Raw genomic sequence first — 23,290 nt, 5'->3', positions numbered from 1 at the left:
AACCCTTATTTTTTATCCGGGTTTTGTAATATTTCCTGGGTTTCGCTACTTATTATGTATTAAGAAAATGAGCGTATTCAAGTATTTTTGAAATTAAATAATTGACTTTTATATGAAAACAAATCATGAAATAGATTACCGTATTTATGGTGAAGAGATGCAGTATGTGGAGGTAGAGCTGGATCCGAATGAAACAGCGATCGCGGAAAGTGGCGCGTTTATGATGATGGATGATGGCATCCAGATGCAAACGCTTTTTGGCGATGGCTCGCAGCCACAGCAAGGGTTCCTGGGCAAGCTGATGTCGGCGGGTAAACGCGTCCTGACGGGTGAAAGTTTGTTTATGACGGCTTTTACGAATACCGGTCATGGGAAAAAACGGGTAAGTTTTGCCTCGCCCTATCCTGGTAAGATCATTCCACTTGACCTGTCGCGCCTGGAAGGTAAGATCGTAGCACAAAAGGACTCTTTCTTATGTGCTGCCAAGGGCGTATCTATAGGCATTGAGTTGCAACGGAAACTGGGCACCGGTTTATTTGGCGGGGAAGGTTTTATTATGCAAAAGCTGGAGGGCGACGGAATGGCTTTTGTGCATGCCGGCGGTCACGTATTTGAAAAGACTTTGCAGCCGGGCGAGTTTTTGCGGATAGACACCGGTTGTATTGTAGCTTATACAAGACATATTGATTATGACATCCAGTTTGTAGGGGGTATTAAGAATACCCTGTTTGGCGGTGAAGGTCTGTTCTTCGCCACGCTGCGCGGGCCCGGTAAGGTGTGGATCCAAACCCTGCCCATCAGCCGCCTGGCCGGCCGTATCCTGGCTTATGGTACTTATAAGCGCAAGGAAGAAGGCAGCATTTTAGGTGGATTGGGCAATATGCTGGATGGGGATGGCTGGAAGTAATTGACGCACAACCTGTCCGGAATATTATTATGATCCGTCCCGCTAATAGCGGGACGGATTTTTTTATTGCCGGAATGACCACTTTGTGGTATTGTATTTCAATTAAATGAGTTTAATTTTATATAATTGAACGGCCCATTAATCTAACTATCCTTCCCGGGCGGCTTTTACCATCAGCAGACCACCGGCCCGTATTTTATCCAGCCACTCTGTACTCTGAGATCAACTATTACATCTGTTCGTGTTAAACGCGCTCTTTAACTTTTAAACGACGATTATGGATTTTAAACTACCCATTACCACTTCTGCCTTTGAGCAATTGTACAGCAATGAACTGACCCATTACCAAACCCGGCAGCAGCATCTTGGCAAAGGCGCCGGTGTGCCTGCCGCGCCGGTTGCGTTGCCCAAACTTATTAAGAAGTACCAGGATAATGTGATCTCTGTGGAGGAGCCCAGCCGGGTAATCCCTATTACTGACGAACCCTTTATTTCAGCAGGCCACCAGTTGCCTTTTAGTTTTAAAGAGGATTTTCAACAATTCAGGTTTTACTGGCTTGAATTCCCTATCCGGCTGCATGCGGTAGACGGCTGGCGTTTTAGCAAGGTAGAGATCGTTCTTTCCTTTAATGATGGAGAAGGGGAAGGATTTAAACGGCCACGTATTTTTAAGATATTCCCTGAGACGAAGTTCCAGCAATATTTTAACCTGAACGCAGAAGCCAGCAGCGAGATTAATATAGGACTTGACGCCGATATGAGTTTTGCTGTGAAAGGTAATGTACCGGGCTATGGCGCCGCCGGTGTTGATGCCACCGGTGGCGGCAAAGTGAATACGGAAGTCAAGTTTTTTGTAGGCCCTTTTTCTTTTGAAGCGAAGAAGTGTATTATTAAACATGATGTTACTGGCGCCCCTGAAATACACTGGCAATTGAATAAGACGAATTACCTGAAAGAAAATAACCTGAAGATCGTAGTGATCCTACAGGTGCCCAAAGCTACCAAAGCGGTTACTGTAGAAACCGCCATGGTAGCTTATAAGAACAAAACTTTCGCTCCCCAGGAATGGCTTGACTATATCAAAAATGCCGGTGATCTATTCAAAAGCTGGTTTGATGATGACCTGCCCATTCCTTTTGAACAGCAGTATGATCTTTCGGCACAAATGGATTAGCCTATTATAACAGATTAAGATGATTACTATTAAGTTGACGATAGAAGGATTGAATGTGTCTGGCGCCTATGTGGGTGGTGGCGGGGAAGAGTATACTATTGAAATCCCTAACAAGAGTTACCGCCTGCATGTGATTGATCTTTATAAGGATACTTTACACCTGCTTACCCGCCTGGTACGCGAGGGAACTTTCCACCGCGAAGAGCATATTAATGATTTTAAGATACTGGGCGAAAACCTGTATAGTATTTTACTGGGGCACCAGGATAATGAACTGGGCAAGATCCTTGAAAAGCTGATTTATGAAGATAATAAGGAGGTAAACCTGCAACTGGCTTTTGAAGAAGACTCTGAGTTTATTGGCTGGCCCTGGGAATTGATCTATCACAAGCGGGATGAAAAGAATGGAGAGTTTTTGCTGGACAAGGGCAATGTGTTTTTTTACCGGTCGCTGAAAAAGCCTTTTGAGAAGAAGGTGAATGAGGTGGCTAATAAGGAGATCAAGATACTGTTTGTCGCTTTTGGCCCACATAGCAAGATAAGGCTTCGGGACCCGCGGGATGATGCTTCGGCTGAAGAGCTGGAAAAGAATAACCTGGCCTGCCTGCAGTATGCCAATATCCGTAAGTACCTGCTTGAACTGCGCGATACAAGTTATAAAGGTACGGGTATTAAGTTCCGGGTTGAATCGCTGACCGAGGAAGACCTGAATGAAAAGTTGTTGCAGGAAGGGTATGTAGAAGAAGAGATTAATTACCAGGTTACCCTCGACAAGGTTTCTGAGAAGCTGGTACAATTCAATCCCGATATTCTTCATATAGTAGCCCATGGTTATTGCTCTGAAAATGGCGGTGAGATTGCCTGTGTTACCGGCCGGGAGATCAGGTGGGAAAAGGAAAGTAATTTGTTTAAAGCGTATAAGGAAAGCCAGGTGAGAGAGCCCGGCAGGTTGCGCATGGTATTTTTCCAGACCTGCGAAAGTGCCTTACCGGGTAATTTTAAAAGAGGATCGGGGCTGGCATTGAATGCCTTTAAGGATGATATCCATTCTGTGGTGGCCATGCAATCGAAGATATCGCAGGAGCTGGCCTGTAATTTTTCGATCGCTTTTTACCAGAAGCTTTTTGATCAGCATAATAAGAGTAATAAGATTATCAGTGCTTTTAAAGCTGCACGACAAGAGATTGGCAAGCGGGCATTTTTTGGCATTCCGGTGTTATATACCCGTACAGGACAGGAATGGGATGCTTCTATTGTTACACCGGGCAATAGTACCATACAGGCTGGTAAGGTGAAATGTATCTGGTGCGGTGAAGAGAATGAAGAAGGCTATAACTTCTGTGGCGAATGCGGTAAGTCGATCCGTTGCAAGAGTTGTAAAAAGCAATTACCAGCAGAGTTCACATCGTTCCATGATAAAACGCACTGCCCATTCTGCGGCAAAGAGGATACTATTATTAGTCAGTGAATAGTTATTGCATTTAATTTTTAAAACCAGCTTACATGCACCAGTTTGAACAGAAGATACTTCCCCTTGACCGGATGTACTATGAATTGGGGCGGTATTGGTTCAACCAGCAAGATTATAAGACAGCCCGGGGGCATTTTGAACAGGCTATTACTGTGAATAAGCATGAAGGTGTTCCTTTGTATGAACTGCATTATGCTATGGGCCGTACTTTGCAGACCCTTGAAGAAGAGAAGGAGGCATTGGCGCATTATACTGAGTCGTTTGAAAAAGACCCGGAACATCCTGCGGATATTATTGTGAGGGCGCAACATACATTGTCAGAACAGTTGGCCACTCAGCATTATGCTTTCCTGGAAAGTGTTATCAGCCGCTTTAACGCGTTGAAGCCTTTACTTCCCGAGCATACGTTGCCTGAATTATTACTTTTTGAGGGTCGGTGTTATATGCTGTCCAAAAAAGAACTGCCGCGGGCTGAAGCGAATTTTAAAGCAGTAACAGAACATAACCCGCGGCACCTGTATGCGCTGGAAAATTTAGGAGAGCTTTACCGGCGCATGAATGATACGCAACGCGCCCTGGAGATCTTTAACCAGCTTTCGGATAACCACCCGGGCACAGAAAGGCAACATTCTATTAATTTACGTAAGGCGGTATTGTTCCTTGAAAAAGGGGATTATGAAGCTGCCCTGCAACATACAGAAGGATTAACCTTCGGTCACTCTTTTCTGAAAGGCCTGGTACACAAGACCCGCGGTAAATGTTTTATACAATTGAATAAACCAGCCCAGGCGATTGCTGAGGCAGAGCGACTGTTGTATGCCGACGAGCTGCAGGAAGACGGACTACTGATCAAGGCACAGGCGTTGTTGCTAAAGAATGAGCCAGATACGGCCCTGTTTGTTGTGAATAAAGGATTGACGGCGTATCCCCATCATGCCGCTTTCAAGTACCTCAAAGCGCGCATTCTGATCGAGTGCCTGTCGGACCTGTCCATTGGAGAAAAGTTGTTGGAAGAGTTGCCGGACAATTTTCTGGCGGCCCAAAAGCCGGAGGTAGTAAAAGCCACTGCTCCGACAGCGAATGAAAGTCTTTTTATTGCCTGTGTATTAAAAACGAAAACCAATCAATCGTCCCTTGCCACGGCCTGTGCGTTTGTGGTAAAGGCCATCAATGATGATATTAAAGGATGCAATACTTATCCTATTCTGTATGGCTACCTGGTGAAGGCAGATATTTTGCAGCGCATGGGTAAAGTACAGGAAGCGGCAGATGATTATGTGGAGGCGGGGAAGCGGCTGTACTGGCAAGGGAATTATGACCAGGCAGCTCCTGTTTTTGAAAAAGGGGTCTTATGCAATTCGCACCATACGAATGCCTATTGGTATGCGGCGGATAATTGCTTTATGTTATTAAAATCTCCAGGGTCGCGCCTGGAGCCGGAACAACAAAAAGCCTTACTGACAAAAGGCATTGCCTATTGGGAAGCCGGCATGCGGGAGAAGTTGCCGGACAGCTCTGAAGCCTGGGCCTATGTAACAAGGGCAAGGCTTGCTGAAGCAGAAGGTGATTTTGGAGAAGAAAGTTTTATTTCGGCAGCCCGTAAAGCCGTGTATTACGCGGAACAAAGTGTTTTGTCTGGCAATAAAGATTATTTTAACCTCTCTATACTTGGCCGCCACTTACGCGTGGCAGGCCTGCCTGCCAATGCTTTGCTTGTTTTAAACCAGGCAGAAGCCTTAAAACCAGATGATAATGCGACCCAGGAAGAAAAACTGGCCGCCTTGCTGGATTCGGGCATGATGGATGAATCTCTTGATTACCTGGATAAGCTGGAAACGCCCGATAATGTGTATGATAGCTGGCGGGGATACAGGTTCTATTATTTACGCCAATATGACCAGGCGCTGCCCTATTTTGATAGCCGCCTCAAATCAAGAGAAGATGATGTATGGACCCGGTATATGCGCATGCTTACTTACTGGCATTTGCAGTTACCTGATCAGGCCCAGGCCGATGCCCAATGGATCTTTGACAAGAAGGAAGAGGATATGATGCGCAAGGAATATCCGGCCGTCACCACAGCCCTGTGGATGTTGGGGCATTATGAAGAATGCATTGCCCGGAGCCTGCGATTATGGGAGGATGATGATTATAAACAGGAAGCAGCTTATCATCTTTTCCATGCCTATTTACTGAAAGGCGAATGGCAAAAAGCCGATCCTTATTTTACCCAATATGTTAATGCCCCTACGGGGTTTCATGATTTACGCGCCCTGGAGCAGGAACTTCGAACATTGTATACTGCTTTTGGAAAAGAAGAAGGAGAAACGAATGATGAACCTGACCGGTTTCTGCATAATGAATATGGTATATGGACAAAAGCCCTCCGTGAAAAGCTTCAGCAACGATCACAGCCCAATACAGTATGGGAGGAAATTGACCAGCTATTGAGGTATAACCGGCATTATGCTCCCGGAACGATGGGATGGCGGGCATTCATTGCCACACTTGCCCGGTTGTACGCTGCTGAACAGGATGCAATAGCCTCCCTGAAAGCCTACCTCCAACTGCTTCCACCGGACAGGTGTGAGGTATATACGGCGGAAAATATTAATAAGAGGATGGAGGAAATTATTATTGCTGAAGAAGATAGTACGTCTATTAAGCTATTGTACCAGCAAATGACCGCTGCTTCCAGCATCTTGCCTGAAGCAACAGCAACGCTGTTCCAGTTGTTGTTTGCCCAGTTACACAGAAAGACATTTAAACTGGACTTCAAGCCGGATGTTTATCATATTGTAACCCCTTTAATAGTAGAGATTGCGGCACATCTTGTACCCCCGGATGCCTCTAATGAATGGAGTTATATTAAAGAAGATATTCCCCGCATGCGCGAAGAGATCAAAGCTGCTTTTGGCATTTCTATACCAGGCGTACGTGTGCGCTCGAATGAAGATGCGCTGCCGCAGAATAGTTATATTATTATGCTGAATGAGATACCGCTGGTCTTGAATTATGTGAAGCCGGATTGTGCCTACTGCCCTATCCTTCCGCCCGAAACGCTTGCTTCACTTCAGCTCCCGGCCGAGGGATATAATAAGATACAGGACTCCAATACAGTGCTGGGTTATGATGACGCTTATTGGGTAGACCGGCAATATGAGACACTACTGAAAAACAGGGGAATAGCCGTATACGATTATTTCCGGTTTATACTGGATCACTTAAAGATGCTTGTGAGCAAGTATCTTACCGAGTTTACTACCCTACAGGATGTACAGGTCCTGCTGACTGGCTGGGGTGAAAAGCATCCGGATATCAAAGACCGTATTTCAGCGCTTTTTCCCCAGGAGAATATTACCCGTAGAATGAGTTTTAATAAGGTTATTAAGGCATTGTTATCTGAACAGGTGCCCCTGACAGATGCAAGGACTATTATTTTGTCGCTTAGTGCGGATGACCTGGAGCGTGAAGACCTGCTGCCAACCATCTGTTCTTTAAGGGTTGCCCTGAAGACAGACTTGCCGGCTAACAGGGTGGGGCTGCTTGAAAAGAAACTTCCTGAAGCGTTTGAAGCAACTATCCGGGAAAATATTGTTGAATCCGGCAGCCGGGGCACCCTGGCCATGTTGCCTGCCAGTATACAAAGCCTGTTGTCGGATTTCAGGGGTTTCATTGAAGCGGAAAAGGTGGATACGGTATTGGTAGCAGATGACAGGTGCCGGTATTATGCAAAAAAAGCTTTTAAGCTGGAGTTTCCGGATGTTTATTTCCTATCGGTGAACGAGAATATTGATGAAAGGACCAATAATATCCCGACCAATGTAAGCCAGAACGATACTATTACTGAAAACGATGTCAGCAGGTGTCCGCACTGCGCCACTGTAATTAATACGCTGTCGCAGCGCTTTTGCACACAATGTGGCATGCCTTTAAAGACTGAGCAGGTTCATTCACAAGCCAAGAAACCCATGAATGCACCTCAATATGATGTAGAAGGCCTTAGTCAAAATATTAATGCTCCATCGGGCGGGCAGAAACATTATACCCAAAGCTCCTGATTATGATCCTGATTCGTATATCGAAAGCATTATTTGATCTTGCCGGCCGGGAAGCAACAACACAGGAAGTGCTGAAAGCAGTGGGCAGGGTACAAGGTTATTTTCTGTTACCAGACTGGCGCCTACAGGCTACTATTGAGTCAGCACTATCACCGGATGTACCTGCCTGCTTTATTCACTCCAGAGAAGCCGATTACCCGGCGGACCTGCCTTCGCAGGTGTTTTATTATTGCCGGCAAAGCCCTATAGCGCAAGTATTTTCCCCGGCTGCCCTGACAGCCGAGTTAATGAAAAGTACCGCAGGGGAAGTGCAGCAATTTATTACTGTATTTATAGAACAGGTCCTTATTTATAACCGGCATTTGCTCATTAACGAAGACGCTGCAACAGTTGCCTGGAAAAGCCTTTATCCATCGGCTGTAGTACCGGATGATTTTACAGACGTATTACAGACAGTACTTAAACAAGGGATTGGGCTGACTGACCAGCAACGCCTTTGTGAGGTATTTAATGAGAGCCTAAGGTGTGAATGGCCGGCAGACGTACTGGCTGAAAACCTGATCAACCGGTTTTCGGCCAGCACTATTGCTATTCATTTTCCGGAAGACTGGTTCGATAAACTTAATCAGCATTTGACGGACAATGATAAGCATGTGTTTAAGTATATGAGAGAGGACCTGTTCTATGAACTGGGCATTTTGTATCCTGAAATAAGATTCGTGATGAACAATGGTTTGCCGGATGCTTATTTCCAGGTACAGTTGAATGATGTGTTGTTCCTGCCTGTGAAAGGCTTGCAACCAGTGTCGCCCTGGACGTTTATTACGCAGGCTACGGCCAGGTTGTTGCGTGATCATGCTTCTTTTTTTATTACCTGCTCCTCTGTTGGTTCCTGGCTGAATAAACTGGCGGCTGCTTTTCCCGACCTGGTGCGGGATGCCAGGGTAAAGCGATCAGCCGTATTTATTACCCGGGTACTGCGCCTGCTGGTAGCAGAAGAGATATCGATCCGTCACCTGCCGCAAATACTTCAATCTATATTGGAATTTGATTATGTGGTAGCTGACGGACAGGAGTACATTGTTTTTGATGTGCGCCTGACCACCCGGCATGAACCAGGGGCAAGCTGGCTGAACGACCCGGTTAATACCTGTAGTTTTGTGCGAACAAACCTGAAGCATTATATCAGCCACAAGCATACCCAAGGTCAAAGCGTTCTTCCTGTATACCTGCTCGATCCCGATATTGAAAGACAATTGCTGGCCGATATACTTCCTGCAACAGATGCAGCCCATATCAAACAAGCCATTTCAGCGCTCCTGACGAATGAACAAGCTTCGGCTGCTATATTAACCACGAATGAAGTGAGGCCCCGTTTACGCCAACTGATAGCCTCCACTTTACCCAAAACGCCTGTACTGGCCTACCAGGAGCTGGCGGCCTCTATGAATATTAAACCATTGGAACGTATTACATTGCCCTGACCTGGTATTTATTAATATTTATTCCTGATACCGGTGAGGAAGGCTTCCACGCTGCGCCTGACGGCTACGGCATTGCCATTGTGATTGTTGACGAGTACTGAGAAGATGAGCAGTTTGTTTTTACGGGTATAGAGGTAACCGCTTAATGCTACCACACCCGATAAGGTGCCTGTTTTTGCATAGAGGTAACCGCTGTCTTTTTTATAGAAGTTGCCCAATGTACCACGTCCCCCCGTAGGGAAGATGTTTTTCAGGCGGTCCATCCCAAATTGTTGCTGCATTTTGTTGAGTATGGCCACAAAATCCTGCGGAGAAAAGAGGTTGTACCTGCTGAGCCCGCTGCCATCTACCCAGCGGGGCGCCTGCGGCAGATCGGCCAGATCGTTTTTTAAAAGGGTATCAATGATAGAGCGGTCACTCATGATGCCCAGCTTTTGATTGCTTACCATGAGCAGTGCCTGCTCTGCATAAAAGTTATCGCTCCGGTGCATCATGGGCTTCAGCATGGAATCGGTAGGCTGTGAATGTATCGTTACCGGTTGCTGACTGCGGATCATGGGTTGCAGGTTGCGGGTTGATTTCCATGTTTTGTATACGACTTCCCTGTGCACGGTATCCGGCAGCAGCTCCAGGGCCGACTGAATGCCATGTGTTACAAAAGGGACTTCCTGCTCTTTCTTTTTTTCCGGCCCCTGTGTGACGTGAAAGATGTTTTCGCCCAGTTCACGTTCCACATAAAAGCTTTTCCGGGTTGTATCAAGGTTGAAGCGCACTTTCCAGTCTACTTCCGGCATGGAATAGATGTTGGGACTGGGTGCAAAGAGCGGGTCTTCGTTCTGCACGCCCTCCGGCGCTTCCTGCACCCAGCGCACGATGTTGCCAAAGACGGGCAATGCACTGCGTTCGGGCATGTAGTCTTCATTGTAATCACTCCAGCCCCAGCCTGAGCCAAGTGGTTTATCTTTCCAATCCTGATCGGTGATGTATATGTTTTTTGTTGTCTTTTGCAGGAAGTCTATGACCGGTTGTTTTTTGAATTCCGGATGTAATAAGGTAGGATCTGCAGCCGGCAGGAGGAAGACAGCGGTATCGTTTTCGAGGTAACGGACACCCGTAAGGCTATCCCCGAGGTATTTGAGGGCGGCAAAGCAGGTGACGATCTTGGTATTGGAAGCCGGTACAAAGTATTTGTCGCCCTGGTAGTTATACAGGTACTTATTATCCGTAAGATCAAAGATACTGACACCAATATGCGCCTTGCTTACTGCAGGGTCCTGCAGGATGGACTGGCGTGCCTGTTTGTTGATGTGTTTTTGCGGAGAGCAGGCCGCAAAAACCAGCATGGTGAAGAGTAGATACCCTGTATTTTTTTTCATAGTCCAATATACATTATTCTCTCTCCTGTGCGCGCAACCATCTTTCCGGTATTTCATTGCGGCCAGCCAGCAGGTAATCTTTATAGGAGCAGGGAATGAATTTTTTATCGGGCAATTGCATCCACCAGCGGCCCGTTTTTTTGCTTTGCAGGAAGACGGATTCTATTTCCGCAAATGCCATGTTGAATTCATTGAAAGAATCTTTTTCTTCCACTTTCGCTTCCCGCCTACCCCGGCTACGGCCATCTATGAGGTACCACAGCATGTGACTGATCTGCTTAGCCGTGAGCATGTCTTTGTCCCGGGAAGGGATGTACCCATATATGCCGATGGTGCTTGCGTGGGTACTCATTCCTGCATACCGCATGAGGATACAGGCCTCCTCACCGTTGAACCCGTTGGGGGTTACGGTATTGGCGGGCGCAAATGCATTGGCGATGGCGGCGATATCAAAACTGATTAACTGGCTGTTACGGATAACCGGCTCCATTTCCTCTATTTGTTCTTTGACCATCCCTACGCGGAAGCAATCAAAGCGGAGCTTGTCCATGGTTTCCAGCATGTGCGGATGTACATAGTAGCTTTGGAAACCGATGTGGTTGTAATGACGGATGAAGTTGGGCTCGCCGGTGAGCATTTCCATGAGGAAGTTCTGGTCCCGCTGCAGGGAGTCCATGGAAAGATCTATCAGGGCATCTACACATACGGCATCTATGATCCTTTTCTGATCGGCATACATGCCATATTGCGCGAGGGTAAGATCATGTGAGCCACCCAGTATGACTACCAGTTTACCGGCGCCGGTAAGTTCGGCCAGGACGGTTTTCAAGGCAGCATAGGTATCCTTGAGGGAGGCACCTTTTTTAATGTTCCCAATATCGGCTATGGAAATATCCTGGTGCCAGTAGAAAAGCTGGTAAAATTCGGCCCGTATCCAATCCGGTCCCAGTTGCTGGGTGGGTGGAATGCCCGCCCCCCTGGTATCCCCGCAGCCTACCAATACGATATCCACCCCCGTCAGATCGGGCATTTCTTCCTCATACACCTGGAGGGTTTTGCCCAACTGACCATCTTTATAGGACTCATCCCTGGAAAGTACAGCCCGGTTGACGGGCTCCAGGAAATCAGCGATATTAAAAATATCCGACATGGGCGCAAGATAATTGGAAAAAACAGAAGTCGGAGGCCGGAAGTCAGAAGCCGGAAAGAAAAGCATTTAGGGACCAATAGTCCCGGATTTTCTGGCCTGCGGACTTTCCGACTTCGGGGGCTTTTCGGACTTCCTTTATTATCTTTGCCGGTATGGAACAATTGTTAGAACAGATCGCGGCCTATAAGAAGGAAATTGAGCAATTGGCCAATGACGGGGCCGAAGCATTGGAAGCCTACCGGATCAAATTTCTCGGTACGAAGGGGATTGTAAAGAACCTTTTTACAGAGATGAAAAATGTGGCTACCGATAAGAAGAAAGAGTTCGGCCAGGTATTGAATGAGTTTAAGCAATTGGCAGAAAGTAAGTATGAAACCTGGAAACAGCAATTGGAGAGCAGCTCTTCCGCTACTGCTTCTTCTATTGATGTAACCCTTCCCGGCGATCCCCTGCCCTTGGGTACCCGCCACCCCATTAACCTGTTCCTGAACCAGGTGATCAGCATTTTCCAACGCCTTGGATTTTCTGTAGCCGAGGGGCCTGAAATTGAAGATGACTGGCATAATTTCACTGCCCTGAACCTGCCGGAGCACCACCCCGCGCGGGATATGCAGGATACTTTTTATATTCAGCAAAAGCCCGACTGGCTTTTACGTACGCATACGAGCAATACACAGATACGGGCGATGGAGCAGAATCCCCTGCCCATCCGGATTATCTGTCCCGGACGTGTATACCGGAATGAAACGGTAAGCGCCCGCAGCCATTGCTTTTTTCACCAGATCGAGGGATTGTATATTGACGAGAATGTATCTTTTGCCGACCTGAAACAGACCTTGTATTTCTTTGTACAGGAGATGTATGGCAAGGATATTAAGGTGCGTTTCCGCCCCAGCTATTTCCCGTTCACTGAGCCCAGCGCTGAAATGGATATACAATGCCAGATCTGCGGAGGTGAAGGTTGTGCCGTATGTAAACGTACCGGCTGGCTGGAGATCCTGGGTTGCGGCATGGTACATCCCAAGGTGCTGGAGAATTGCAAGATTGACTCCAATAAGTATACAGGATTTGCTTTCGGCATGGGCATTGAACGCCCGGCCCTGCTGAAGTATGGCATTAATGATATCCGTCTTTTCAGTGAAAATGATGTGCGGTTTTTGCGACAGTTCACGAGTGCGATATAGAACAGCATCTAGAATTCAACATCCAGCATTCAGAATTGCTGCCGCGTTTTGGAGTGACTGGTTTGTTGGTAACAACATTTGAAAAAGAGTCGCAGCGTATACTTCCAATCCAATATAAATCGTAACAATTTTGGACCAGATAATACAGACAGTTTGCGTTTGCGGTGCAGGTACTATGGGCAGTGGTATTGCACAGATAGCGGCGCAAAGTGGTTTTTATACGATCCTGTATGATGTGAACGATGAGATGGTCGGCAAAGCGGAGCAAGGTATGCAGGCAACCCTCCAACAACTGACAGAGAAGCATAAGATAACTACCCAGGATAAGGCTGATACCCTGAGCCGCCTGCGTTTTACACACGATATGAATGATTGCCTGGCAGATGTTGTTATTGAAGCGATCGTTGAAAAGCCTGGCATTAAGACAGCGCTCTTTAACCAGCTTGCTGAAGTGAACCACAGCGAAGTGATTTTTGCCACGAATACTTCTTCCCTTTCTGTTACTGATATTGCCCGGCAGGTAATGCGTCCTGAGCGTGTGGCCGGCATGCACTTTTTTAATCCCGCCCCGGTGATGAAGCTGGTAGAGGTGGTCACTACTCCCTATAGCAATAACCATACGATAGCCACGATTGTTGAACTGGCCAGGCAACTGGGCAAGACACCAGTACTGTGCAAGGATGCGCCGGGATTTATTGTGAACCATGTAGCCCGGCCTTATTACCTGGAAGCACTGAAGCTGGCAGAGCAAGGGATTGGTGATTTTGAGACGATTGACCTTTTGCTGGAAGCGACAGGTTTTAAGATGGGGCCTTTCCGGTTGATGGATCTTATTGGCAATGATGTGAATTATGCGGTTAGCTGTTCGGTATATGAACAACTGGGGAGTCCGGAACGTTTGCGGCCTTCCCCCTTACAAAAGGAGCGCGTAGATAAGCAGGAACTGGGCAGGAAAACGAAGAAAGGGTATTATAATTATAATAGCTGATCCGTTAAAAAAGAATACAGGCGTTTTTGAATCTAATTATCTGATTTGTCAAAGAAGGTATTTATAACAGGTGGTACAGGTTTCCTGGGCGCTTATATTATCCAGGAGCTGATCAAGCAGGGGTTTGCAGTACGGGCTATACGCCGTAGCGGCAAAGTTCCCTTTTTTATTCCTGCCGCTATTATGCAGTCGGTGGAATGGGTGGATGGTGATATCCTGGATGTTGTATCGCTGGATGAAGCGATGGAAGGGGTTGATACGGTTGTCCATTCAGCCGCGCGGGTCTCTTTTGATCCCAAAGAGAAGCGGGAGCTGTTTAATGTGAATGTTGACGGCACCGCCAATATGGTGAATATGGCGCTGGAGAAGCATGTACGGCGTTTTGTGCATATCAGTTCTGTGGCCGCCCTGGGCAGAACGGCCAACGGAGATACAGTGACTGAAAGTAAAAAATGGCAGCACAGTAAATTGAATACGCAGTATGCCATCAGTAAATACCATGCAGAACGGGAAGTATGGCGGGGTATGGGTGAAGGCCTGGACGTGGTAATACTTAACCCCAGTACTATTTTGGGTTATGGGGACTGGAATACTTCCAGTTGCGCCATTTTTAAGAATGCTTTTAAAGAGTTTCCCTGGTATACGAACGGCATGAATGGTTTTGTGGATGTGCAGGATGTGGCCCGGGCAGCGGTACTGCTGATGCAGGGGGCCATAAGCGCTGAACGCTTTATTGTAAGTGGTGATAACTGGTCGTTCAGGCAACTGTTCAATACGATAGCAGCGGGTTTTAATAAGAAACCGCCTTTCCGGGAGGCTACCCCTTTCCTGGGAGAGATGGCCTGGCGGCTGGAAAAGCTGAAGTCGGTGTTTTCCGGCAAGAAGCCGTTACTGACCCAGCAGAGTGCCCGTATAGCCCAAAGTAAAACTTATTTTGAGCATGGCAAGTTGCTGCAGGCATTGCCCGGTTTTTCCTTTACTCCATTAGCGCAAAGCATTGAAAAAGCATGTGAAAGCTATCTGCTCCACCCACAGCCATTATAACTGGCAAAGTAGTTGCAACAGTATACTTTCAAGGCGCTAAAAACGTTCATAAAACAGCCTCAATCCGCTCAGATGAAAAATATTATTGCAGCTCTTTTATTAACAATTCTTTATACAACTGCCTTTTCACAGCAAAAGGATTTCACGATCCTTGGAAAGGTGGTCGACTCTGCTTCCCGGCAGCCCCTGAACGGCGCTTCTGCCTATTGCCAGAATACTACCCACGGAACGATTACGAATAATGAAGGATTATTTTTTATGCGCTTACCCAACGGCGGGTACGATCTTATTGTATCTTATACTGGTTATAATAAAAGTGTTTTACGCATCAGCAGTAACCAGGCGATGGCGGATACAGTAGTTATTGAGCTGGTGAAGGAAGAAAAAACGATGACGGAGGTAGCGGTGGTGGCCAGTAATGAGGTACAGGACGGCCTGGCAAAGTATGGTTCGTTTTTTACAGATCATTTTATCGGTACTACCCCCAATGCTTCCCAATGTGTGCTCCGTAACCCGGAAGCATTGCGTTTTTTCTACACCAAAAAACGTAACCGGTTAAAGGTAACCGCCAGGGAAGATCTTATTATTACCAATTATGCCCTGGGGTATACGATCCGTTATCAACTGGACTCTTTCAGCTATGATTATAATACGAATATCAGTCAGTATACCGGGTATCCCTTTTTCCAGGAAATAGACAGTACGACGGAAGCCCAGGCGGCCTGGAAGAAGAACCGCGCCAAAACTTACCTGGGCTCCCGGCTGCATTTTATGCGGTCCTTGTATGATAGTGTGGCTATTGAGGAGGGTTTTATTGTGGAAAAAATGGATAATGATCCCAAGAGTGTGAAAGGAACGATTATTAATAACCTGTATGACGGGGAACAATATGTGGCCGACAGTAATGATGTAACGATTAACTGGCAGGGGCGCTATCGCGTGAGCTACAAGACGGTATTCCCGGAAAAGCGGTTCCTGCAGGAGTTTAAACTACCTGCCAACACCCGTATGCAGGTAACGCTGCTGGATATTGCCGATGGCTTTGTTATTGAGGAGAATGGTTATTTCTACGAGCAATATGATGTTATTAATACGGGGTACTGGGCCTGGAAAAAGCTGGCCGAATTACTTCCTTACAATTATGAATACGAGTAGTAAGTAAATACTCCTACATTAGTAAAATCTTAAGACTCTTTGATCTGACAGAAGATTTTTTTTACATATCTTCAGCTGGCCTTATCTGACAGAAATAATATCCCAACCTTACCCAATGCCGGCTGCTGGTATTACATGTTGCTCACCTTGTCTGACTTTTTTGCCTGTATTGATTCAGCTCTTTACAGGCAGTAAGCGATTTCCCACCTGGTACAGGTTCCTTTATTTTATTTTTTTGGGTGTTCTGCCACTGTCTACCTCAGCGCAGGAATATAATTACGTGCGTTATGATACGAAAGATGGCCTGGCCGGTTCTACCGTATATGATATTTGCCAGGACAGAGACGGATTTATCTGGTTTGCTACCGAAGCCGGCCTGAGCCGGTTTGATGGCACCCGTTTTAAGAATTTTACTACAGCGGATGGGCTGCCAGACGCGGAAGTAATAAAGCTTTATGCTGACCATGCCGGAAGAGTATGGATAGCGCCCTTTAAAAACACTGTTTGTTATTATTACCAGGGAAAGATCTATACGGCCGCTAATGATAGCCTGCTTAAGAAAATAAAGCTGAACACAGCTATAACAGGTATTGTTGGAGATAGAGATGACAATATACTCTTATGCAGGTTCGATGCCGGAGCCTACCTTCTGCAAACCCGCAAGGGACAGGAAAAATTCATGGACCTGACTGTTTTATATGGCAGGACATTTTTGCATGGGCACCCTAATTTCATAGGTCGTGAAGGACTTATTCTTGGTATGGGCGACTCGTCTTTTTTGCTGGTTGATGGCCACCTGCAACCTTTATGGTCTCGCCCTCCACCTCCTCAGGTACTTATAACGTTAGTGCGTCGTGATAGCGTTGTAAAGTATATAGACCACCCCATGGAACCTAACAATATATACGTGCAATATGATACAATTCAAAAACAGGTACAGACGCTTTTTATACCTTCCAACGAGGGCGTTTGGATGGTAGACACCCTTCACTTTGACCGCTTTGAAGAAGTTTTCCTGAAAGAGAAGCCGATTAACAGCGTGTTGATTGACTATGAGAAGAATATATGGTTTGGCACAGCGGGGGAAGGAGTTTATAAACTGGTGTCCCGTAATTTTAAAACATATTTTACAGGCAGCAAAAATGCTGAGGTATTTTCCCTGGCAAAAGATGATAACAGGATTTTAGTGGGCGCGGGTTATAACAAGATGTATTCCATAACAGGCGCCAGGGTTGATTCGGTCAGCTTCAGTCAGTCATTTTCCCGTGTTTTAAAGAAATTCACCGGCAACAGGCTGATGAGCATTAAAAAAGTAAGCAATGGCGACCTGATCTTAGGCTTTGACCTTTTCCTTTTTAAACGTAGTTCCCCAGGAAGAAGTATTGTTAATTATGTCTACCCCATCAAATCCATTGACGAAATAGACCCGGAAACATTACTGGTAGGTACCGGCAGGAATACGATCAGGGTACGGGAGAAAGACCTGAGCATTTTAGATACTATTTGGCCTCACCGCTCTACGGCTGTCAGTTATTATGATGGTAAATTTTATGTGGGTTCCGTGGGCGGATTATATATCGTATCGAAAGATAAAACTTCCCGTTACCTGGGCGATAGTATCCCTGCCCTGCGCTACCGTACTGCCTGTTTTGCCACCCCTGCCGATGGAAGTTTATGGATAGCCACTTATGGAGGTGGCATTATTGGCATGAAGGGTAACCAGATCATCGGCCATTTAACTACAGAACAGGGTCTTTCCAGCAATATATGCCGCAGCCTGTTTGCCGATAAGCACTTCCTTTGGGTGGGTACTGATAAAGGGATTAATAAGATTGATCTCAGCAAACCATCCTATCCCATTCATCATTATTCGATCGCCGACGGCCTCCCTTCCAATATTATTAATGCCATTTATGTTGACAGCAGTACGGTGTATGTGGGATCGCCGGCGGGGCTGACCTATTTTGATGAAAATAAGGTGTCGGACTACTCCCGGTGTGACCTGCGGATACTGGACGTATCTGTATCAGGTAAATCGCAGCCCCTGCAAAAAGCCTATACATTGGATTATTATGACAATAACCTCAAGATCGAATTTGCCGGCATCTCTTTTAAGTCGGGCGGGGATATATTGTACCATTACCGTTTAAAGGGATTGAAGGATACCTGGGATTCAACCCGGCAGAACCTGCTGGAATATCCCTCACTACCCTCGGGTAGTTATCAACTGGAATTGCTGGCCGTTAATAAGTTTGGGGTGATCAGTAATACTGTTGTTATTCCTTTTTTAATAGAAACACCCTTCTGGCAAACCTGGTGGTTTAAGGTATTGATCGTAGGGCTTGCCATTGGGATGACCGTGATGATACTGACCTGGCGGTTCAGGACCGTTCAGCAACGGGAGCAGGAACGGGCAACCCTGCGGCAACAGATCAATAGCCTGGAGCAACTGGCTCTGCGCAGCCAGATGAACCCTCATTTTATTTTCAACTGCCTGAACTCGATCCAGCATTTTATTATTAAAAATGACCTGGAAACTACCAATCAGTACCTGACCGAGTTTGCTCACCTTATACGTCAGACGATGGACAGCGCCGAAAAAGGCACTATTTCCATTGATCATGAAGTAAAGTACCTGACGCGCTATATTGAACTGGAGAAGATGCGGTTTGGGCATTCATTTGATTATTCCATCGTAACAGATGAACGGATTGATAAGGAGTTTATCCACATACCCAGCATGATCCTTCAGCCTTACGTAGAAAACAGTATCCGGCACGGTATCCGGCATAAAAAGGATGGGAAGGGCCTGATCGAGATAAAATTCGAGCAGCCCGGAGACCAGCTTTTATGTATTGTGGATGACAATGGCATCGGAAGGGAGAATGCCCGCAGGTTCAGGTCCCGGATGCATGTGGAATATCAATCGAAGGGCATGTCCCTAGCAGCCGAAAGGATCAACGCTTTAAACCGCCAGTACGCGGAATCTGTTACCATTGAAATAGTTGATAAAACTGATTCCCTGAATAATCCGGCCGGTACCCGGATCAAGATCTATTTTCCTAACAAATTGCTTACAAAACTCAGTTAATATGATCAGAACTGTTCTTATTGACGATGAACCCAATAATATTACTACGTTACAGGAATTGCTGTTAAGGTATTGTCCACTTATTGAGATAGCGGGTACGGCCGACAACGCCCAAACGGGTACGGAGGTGATTACTGAAACAGCGCCAGACCTGGTATTCCTGGATATTGAGATGCCTTATGGCAATGCTTTTGACCTGCTGAACGGGATACCCACTATTGATTTTGAGATTGTTTTTGTTACGGCGTTTGACAATTATGCGATTAACGCTATTAAATATTCGGCCCTGGATTATTTGCTGAAGCCTGTTAATATCAAGGAATTGCAGGCGGCTGTTCAAAAGGCAGCCAATAAGCTGGATACTAAAAATATCCATAAGCGTATTGACACCCTGTTTTACAACCTTTATACCCCTAAAAACGCTTTCCAGCGAATGGCCTTACCTACCCTGGATGGGTTGGTGTTTGTAAATACGGAGGATTGTATACGGATGGAGGCTAAGAATAATTATACTATTATTTATTTAAAGAATGCCCCCAGTGTTATTGTTTCCAAGACACTCAAGGAGTTTGAAGATATACTTAGCAAGGACCAGTTTTCCCGCATCCATCATTCGCATATGATTAACCATTATTATGTAAAGAAGTACCACCGGGGAAGGGGCGGCTATATTGAAATGGAAGATGGTACTACGATTGAGGTTTCGATCCGTAAAAGAGATGAATTCCTTGCCAAGTTCAGCTAACAAAAGATAAAGGGCCTTATTTCAGGCCCTTAATTTTTTCCCATATCTCCGGAATGCGTTTGATCCAGACGATCTCGCGTTTTTTGACGGACGCATCTTCTGCCGGGTAACCAAAGTATGTTTTCCCTCCTTCCAGGGAAGCCGGCACACCGCTCTGCGCCAATACCACAGCATTGGCGCCGATGGTAAGGGTTTTGGAAACGCCTACCTGGCCCCAAAGTATTACACCGTCTTCAATAGTTGAAGCTCCGGCAATACCTACCTGTGAAGCAAACAGGCAATTTTTACCTACCACTGTATCATGACCGATCTGGATGAGGTTGTCCATTTTGGTGCCCCTGCCAATTAAGGTATCGTGACTTACGCCGCGGTCAATGGTACAGTTGGCTCCAATTTCCACATCATCCTCAATCACAACCCGGCCACCGCTTTCCATACGCTTGTACCATACTTCACGGTCTTTTTTGGTATTGTAATAGAAGGCGTCGGAGCCAATAACGGTACCAGCCTGTATGATTACGTTATCTCCTATTATACAATGGTCCAGTATGGTAACATTGGGGAATATCCGGCAATTCCTGCCTATGGTTACATGATGGCCTATGAATACATTAGGGCCTATGTAGCAGCCTTCCCCAATAACGGCAGAATCACTGATCATTTTATTGGCCGGTTCAAAAGGGCGGAAGTGGCGGATGACGGTTTGATAAGCTTCGAAGGGTTGCTCTACTATGAGCAGGGCTTTCCCTTCGGGGAAGTTTGTTTCCTTATTGATGATGATAAAGGTGGCGGCAGAATGGATGCACTTGTCGTAGTATTTGGGATGATCAACAAATACCAGGTCGCCCGGTTCTACTTTATGTATTTCATTGATACCTGTTACGGGACTATTTACATTGCCTACCAGTTTTGCACCTATCAGGCGCGCTATTTCCTGTACTGCTATCGGAGCGGGAAATTTCATAGTTGTAATTTGCGCAAAGGTACTATTGTTCAAACACAGTATTGATGAAGGTTTACAAGGGAATCAAAATACCGGGTAAGCGATGTATGATGAGCTGATGTGAAAGAATATGTCGGTAAAGTCATTAACATCCCCAGGTTGGGGGACCCCGATTTCCACAGCTTCAAAAAAAATGTGAATAAAATTTATCATAAAATTTTTCCGTATAGAAAAAATTATTTTTAATATTGTGTAGGGAAATTTATTTCCCGGTACTTACTAACCCATCCACATAATAAATCTCCCGGTTCACCGGGAGATTTTTCTTTTACTATGCTCCTCTATTTTATCATTTATAAACCATTCCAGGTATTATCACAATTCACGCCGGAAGGCGGCAAGCGAACATTGAAGGATTACTTTCCTGTTCCATCTGATGTATATCCTGTAGGCAGGCTTGACTATGACAGTGAAGGATTGTTATTACTTACGAATGACAAGCAACTGAATTATCGCCTGCTGGACCCAAGGTTTGCCCATGAAAGGGAATACTGGGTACAGGTGGAAGGAACGATTGATGAGGCAGGCGCCAGGAAGCTGGAACCGGGCGTGATTATAACCGTTGATGGAAAACCTTACCGCACCAAACCTTGTAAGGCTATTGTTTTTGATAGGCCACCGGCTGTGCCGGAACGTAACCCTCCTATCCGTTATCGTAAAAATGTTCCCGATAGCTGGCTGAAACTGCTACTTACAGAGGGTAAGAACCGGCAGGTACGTAAGATGACCGCCCAGGCAGGGTTCCCTACCCTTCGTTTGATCCGTTACCGGATAGAGCGGCTTACGATTGAAGGGTTGCAGCCCGGTGACATGCGTGCGTTGAGCCGTTCTGAGATCTATAGTTCGCTATTCTCTTAAAAGCTCACTAACAACTATAAACTAATTCCTTACCTTGCCGTAAAATCCATAATATGCTAAAGTCTATGACCGGTTTTGGAAGAGCAGAGCAACCAGTGGGCGATAAAACGTTCCTGGTGGACATAAAATCATTGAACGGGAAGCAGTTTGAGTTGTCTTTGAAGATGCCAGCATTCTTAAAACCCTTTGAATTTGATATCCGGGCCTTGTTATCAAAGAAACTGGGGCGGGGAACGGTAGACTGTTCGATCAGCCTTAAGGAAAGTGGCGCAGCCAAACCGGTAAGTATCAATACTGACCTTGCCAAAGCATATTATAAACCTATTGCCGAGCTGTCGAAAGCGCTTGATCTTGATCCTGCACATATTTTAAGCACCCTTATTAAGTTACCAGAAGTGATCACCCCTACGGGAGAAACACTTACGCCCGATGAATGGCAGGCCTTTGAGAAGGTGATCGAGAGCGCGATCCAAAACCTGAACCTGCATCGCCAGGAAGAGGGCAGGGTTTTACAACAGGACCTGTTGTTGCGCATTACCAATATCCGCAAGCAACAGGAAGAGGTGATCTTATTAGAGCCTTTGCGCAAGCAAAAGATCAAGGATGGCCTGGTAAAGGTATTGGAAGAGCATGTAGGCAAGGAGAATTACGACCCCAACCGGCTGGAGCAGGAGCTTATTTATTATATTGAAAAGATTGACCTGACCGAAGAGCAGGTACGCCTGAAGAACCACTGCGATTATTTTGTATCTATTCTTGAAGAGCCGGACGAAAATAAAGGCAAGAAGTTATCTTTTATTCTCCAGGAGATAGGCCGGGAGATTAACACTACCGGCGCCAAAGCGTACGATTCCAGCATCCAGAAGTGTGTAGTACTTATGAAGGATGAAATGGAGAAAGCCAAGGAACAAGTACTTAATGTATTATAAGAGGCGAGTGGTGAGTAGCAAGTGGCGAGTAGTACGGATTAGTTAGCAAGTCGCAGCTAAGGCCCACTCGCTACTCGCCATTTACCACTTGCCGTTTTTACCCACTTACCCTTTACCCCTGGCCTTTCTTGCACCTTTTGGGCCGATGCTTATATTTGTAAAAATATTTTCCATTGAAAAGGAACCTTTATCTCCATATTCTGCCTCTCACCTTCCTTGTTTCCTGTTTCCTTGTTATCAGTTCCTGTACCACTATAGACGTTTTTGAAAAGAATGTAGCTATCCCCAAACAGGCCTGGAGCAGCCAGTTCAAGCCCGAGATCAGTTTTGAGATTAAAGACACTACCAGCCTGTATAATGTTTACCTGGTCATCCGGCATACGGACGCCTATCGCTATAAAAATATCTGGGTGAATATTGAAGCACAGCCTCCGGGCGGTTCCAAAAACAGTCAATCCCTGGAACTGCAACTGGCTACAGACAGTAAAGGCTGGCTGGGTACGGGCATGGACGATATTTTTGAGCACCGGATCCTTATTACTCCCGCCCAACGGCCCGAAGCCCTGAAAAAAGGTATTTATCATTTCCGCATTGCCAATATTATGCGCGAAGACCCGCTGGAGCATGTGATGAATGTGGGCATACGGATAGAAAAAGCGAAGTAGGACAG

General features: G+C 46.1%; 17 protein-coding genes. 14 read left to right on the top strand and 3 right to left on the bottom strand.

The genetic code is table 11. The annotated features are described in order from the left end of the window. The first annotated feature begins 112 nt into the window (after positions 1 to 112). The 5 genes from HB364_RS06875 (at position 113) to HB364_RS06855 (ending at position 9,097) form a co-directional block, all read left to right on the top strand. Positions 113 to 907: a TIGR00266 family protein gene (locus tag HB364_RS06875; RefSeq protein WP_167287126.1), complete on the top strand. Its 795-nt coding sequence runs from the start codon at positions 113 to 115 to the stop codon at positions 905 to 907. 277 nt (positions 908 to 1,184) lie between these two features. Further along, complete coding sequence (locus HB364_RS06870; RefSeq protein ID WP_167287125.1) at positions 1,185 to 2,081, top strand: hypothetical protein; 897 nt, start codon at positions 1,185 to 1,187, stop codon at positions 2,079 to 2,081. 19 nt (positions 2,082 to 2,100) lie between these two features. Continuing rightward, positions 2,101 to 3,549 (top strand): CHAT domain-containing protein, encoded by a 1,449-nt coding sequence (locus HB364_RS06865; RefSeq protein ID WP_167287124.1) that lies wholly within the window; start codon positions 2,101 to 2,103, stop codon positions 3,547 to 3,549. Positions 3,550 to 3,584: 35 nt separating this feature from the next. Next, positions 3,585 to 7,613, top strand: coding sequence for an FHIPEP family type III secretion protein (locus HB364_RS06860; RefSeq protein WP_167287123.1), 4,029 nt, complete (start codon positions 3,585 to 3,587; stop codon positions 7,611 to 7,613). Between the two features lie 2 nt (positions 7,614 to 7,615). Further along, positions 7,616 to 9,097: an FHIPEP family type III secretion protein gene (locus HB364_RS06855; protein WP_167287122.1), complete on the top strand. Its 1,482-nt coding sequence runs from the start codon at positions 7,616 to 7,618 to the stop codon at positions 9,095 to 9,097. 11 nt (positions 9,098 to 9,108) lie between these two features. Here the strand turns inward: HB364_RS06855 and dacB are convergent, their stop codons facing one another. Together dacB and HB364_RS06845 are read right to left on the bottom strand one after the other, a co-directional pair. Further along, on the bottom strand, positions 9,109 to 10,473 hold the full coding sequence (dacB, locus tag HB364_RS06850) for a D-alanyl-D-alanine carboxypeptidase/D-alanyl-D-alanine endopeptidase (RefSeq protein WP_167287121.1): 1,365 nt from the start codon (positions 10,471 to 10,473) through the stop codon (positions 9,109 to 9,111). A gap of 13 nt (positions 10,474 to 10,486) precedes the next feature. Further along, a complete protein-coding gene (locus tag HB364_RS06845; RefSeq protein WP_167287120.1) occupies positions 10,487 to 11,623 on the bottom strand; it encodes an arginase family protein in 1,137 nt (378 codons plus the stop codon). A gap of 152 nt (positions 11,624 to 11,775) precedes the next feature. Between HB364_RS06845 and pheS the strand changes: the two genes are divergently transcribed. The 6 genes from pheS to HB364_RS06815 all read left to right on the top strand — a co-directional run bounded on the left by pheS (position 11,776) and on the right by HB364_RS06815 (position 19,830). Next, positions 11,776 to 12,807 carry a phenylalanine--tRNA ligase subunit alpha gene (gene pheS / locus HB364_RS06840; protein WP_167287119.1) on the top strand — a complete coding sequence of 344 codons (1,032 nt, stop codon included), beginning with the start codon at positions 11,776 to 11,778 and terminating at the stop codon, positions 12,805 to 12,807. 130 nt (positions 12,808 to 12,937) lie between these two features. Then, a complete protein-coding gene (locus HB364_RS06835; protein ID WP_246228342.1) occupies positions 12,938 to 13,795 on the top strand; it encodes a 3-hydroxyacyl-CoA dehydrogenase NAD-binding domain-containing protein in 858 nt (285 codons plus the stop codon). Between the two features lie 45 nt (positions 13,796 to 13,840). Then, the gene (locus tag HB364_RS06830; RefSeq protein ID WP_167287118.1) at positions 13,841 to 14,839 is read left to right on the top strand and encodes an SDR family NAD(P)-dependent oxidoreductase; all 999 of its coding nucleotides are present in this window, start codon (positions 13,841 to 13,843) and stop codon (positions 14,837 to 14,839) included. A 72-nt stretch (positions 14,840 to 14,911) separates the two neighbouring features. Next, positions 14,912 to 15,994 (top strand): carboxypeptidase-like regulatory domain-containing protein, encoded by a 1,083-nt coding sequence (locus HB364_RS06825; protein WP_167287117.1) that lies wholly within the window; start codon positions 14,912 to 14,914, stop codon positions 15,992 to 15,994. 235 nt (positions 15,995 to 16,229) lie between these two features. After that, positions 16,230 to 19,085, top strand: coding sequence for a sensor histidine kinase (locus tag HB364_RS06820; RefSeq protein ID WP_246228341.1), 2,856 nt, complete (start codon positions 16,230 to 16,232; stop codon positions 19,083 to 19,085). 1 nt (position 19,086) lies between these two features. Further along, on the top strand, positions 19,087 to 19,830 hold the full coding sequence (locus tag HB364_RS06815; RefSeq protein ID WP_167287115.1) for a LytR/AlgR family response regulator transcription factor: 744 nt from the start codon (positions 19,087 to 19,089) through the stop codon (positions 19,828 to 19,830). A 16-nt stretch (positions 19,831 to 19,846) separates the two neighbouring features. On the opposite strand, the gene HB364_RS06810 is transcribed toward HB364_RS06815, so the two are convergent. Further along, entirely contained in the window at positions 19,847 to 20,794 is a 948-nt protein-coding gene (locus HB364_RS06810; protein ID WP_167287114.1) for a UDP-3-O-(3-hydroxymyristoyl)glucosamine N-acyltransferase, read from the bottom strand. 312 nt (positions 20,795 to 21,106) lie between these two features. On the opposite strand from HB364_RS06810, the gene HB364_RS06805 reads away from it, so the two are divergent. From HB364_RS06805 to HB364_RS06795, 3 genes are all read left to right on the top strand, one after another. Beyond that, positions 21,107 to 21,691 (top strand): pseudouridine synthase, encoded by a 585-nt coding sequence (locus HB364_RS06805; RefSeq protein ID WP_167287113.1) that lies wholly within the window; start codon positions 21,107 to 21,109, stop codon positions 21,689 to 21,691. Positions 21,692 to 21,744: 53 nt separating this feature from the next. Next, positions 21,745 to 22,620, top strand: a complete 876-nt coding sequence (locus tag HB364_RS06800; protein ID WP_167287112.1) for a YicC/YloC family endoribonuclease — start codon at positions 21,745 to 21,747, stop codon at positions 22,618 to 22,620. A 173-nt stretch (positions 22,621 to 22,793) separates the two neighbouring features. Then, positions 22,794 to 23,285, top strand: a complete 492-nt coding sequence (locus tag HB364_RS06795; protein WP_167287111.1) for a gliding motility lipoprotein GldH — start codon at positions 22,794 to 22,796, stop codon at positions 23,283 to 23,285. Positions 23,286 to 23,290 lie beyond the last annotated feature (5 nt).

The sequence above is a fragment of the Paraflavitalea devenefica genome (assembly GCF_011759375.1).
Classification (GTDB): domain Bacteria; phylum Bacteroidota; class Bacteroidia; order Chitinophagales; family Chitinophagaceae; genus Paraflavitalea; species Paraflavitalea devenefica.
The sequence above is the reverse complement of the archived record's forward strand: the minus strand, read 5'-3'. Positions and strand labels throughout refer to the sequence as shown.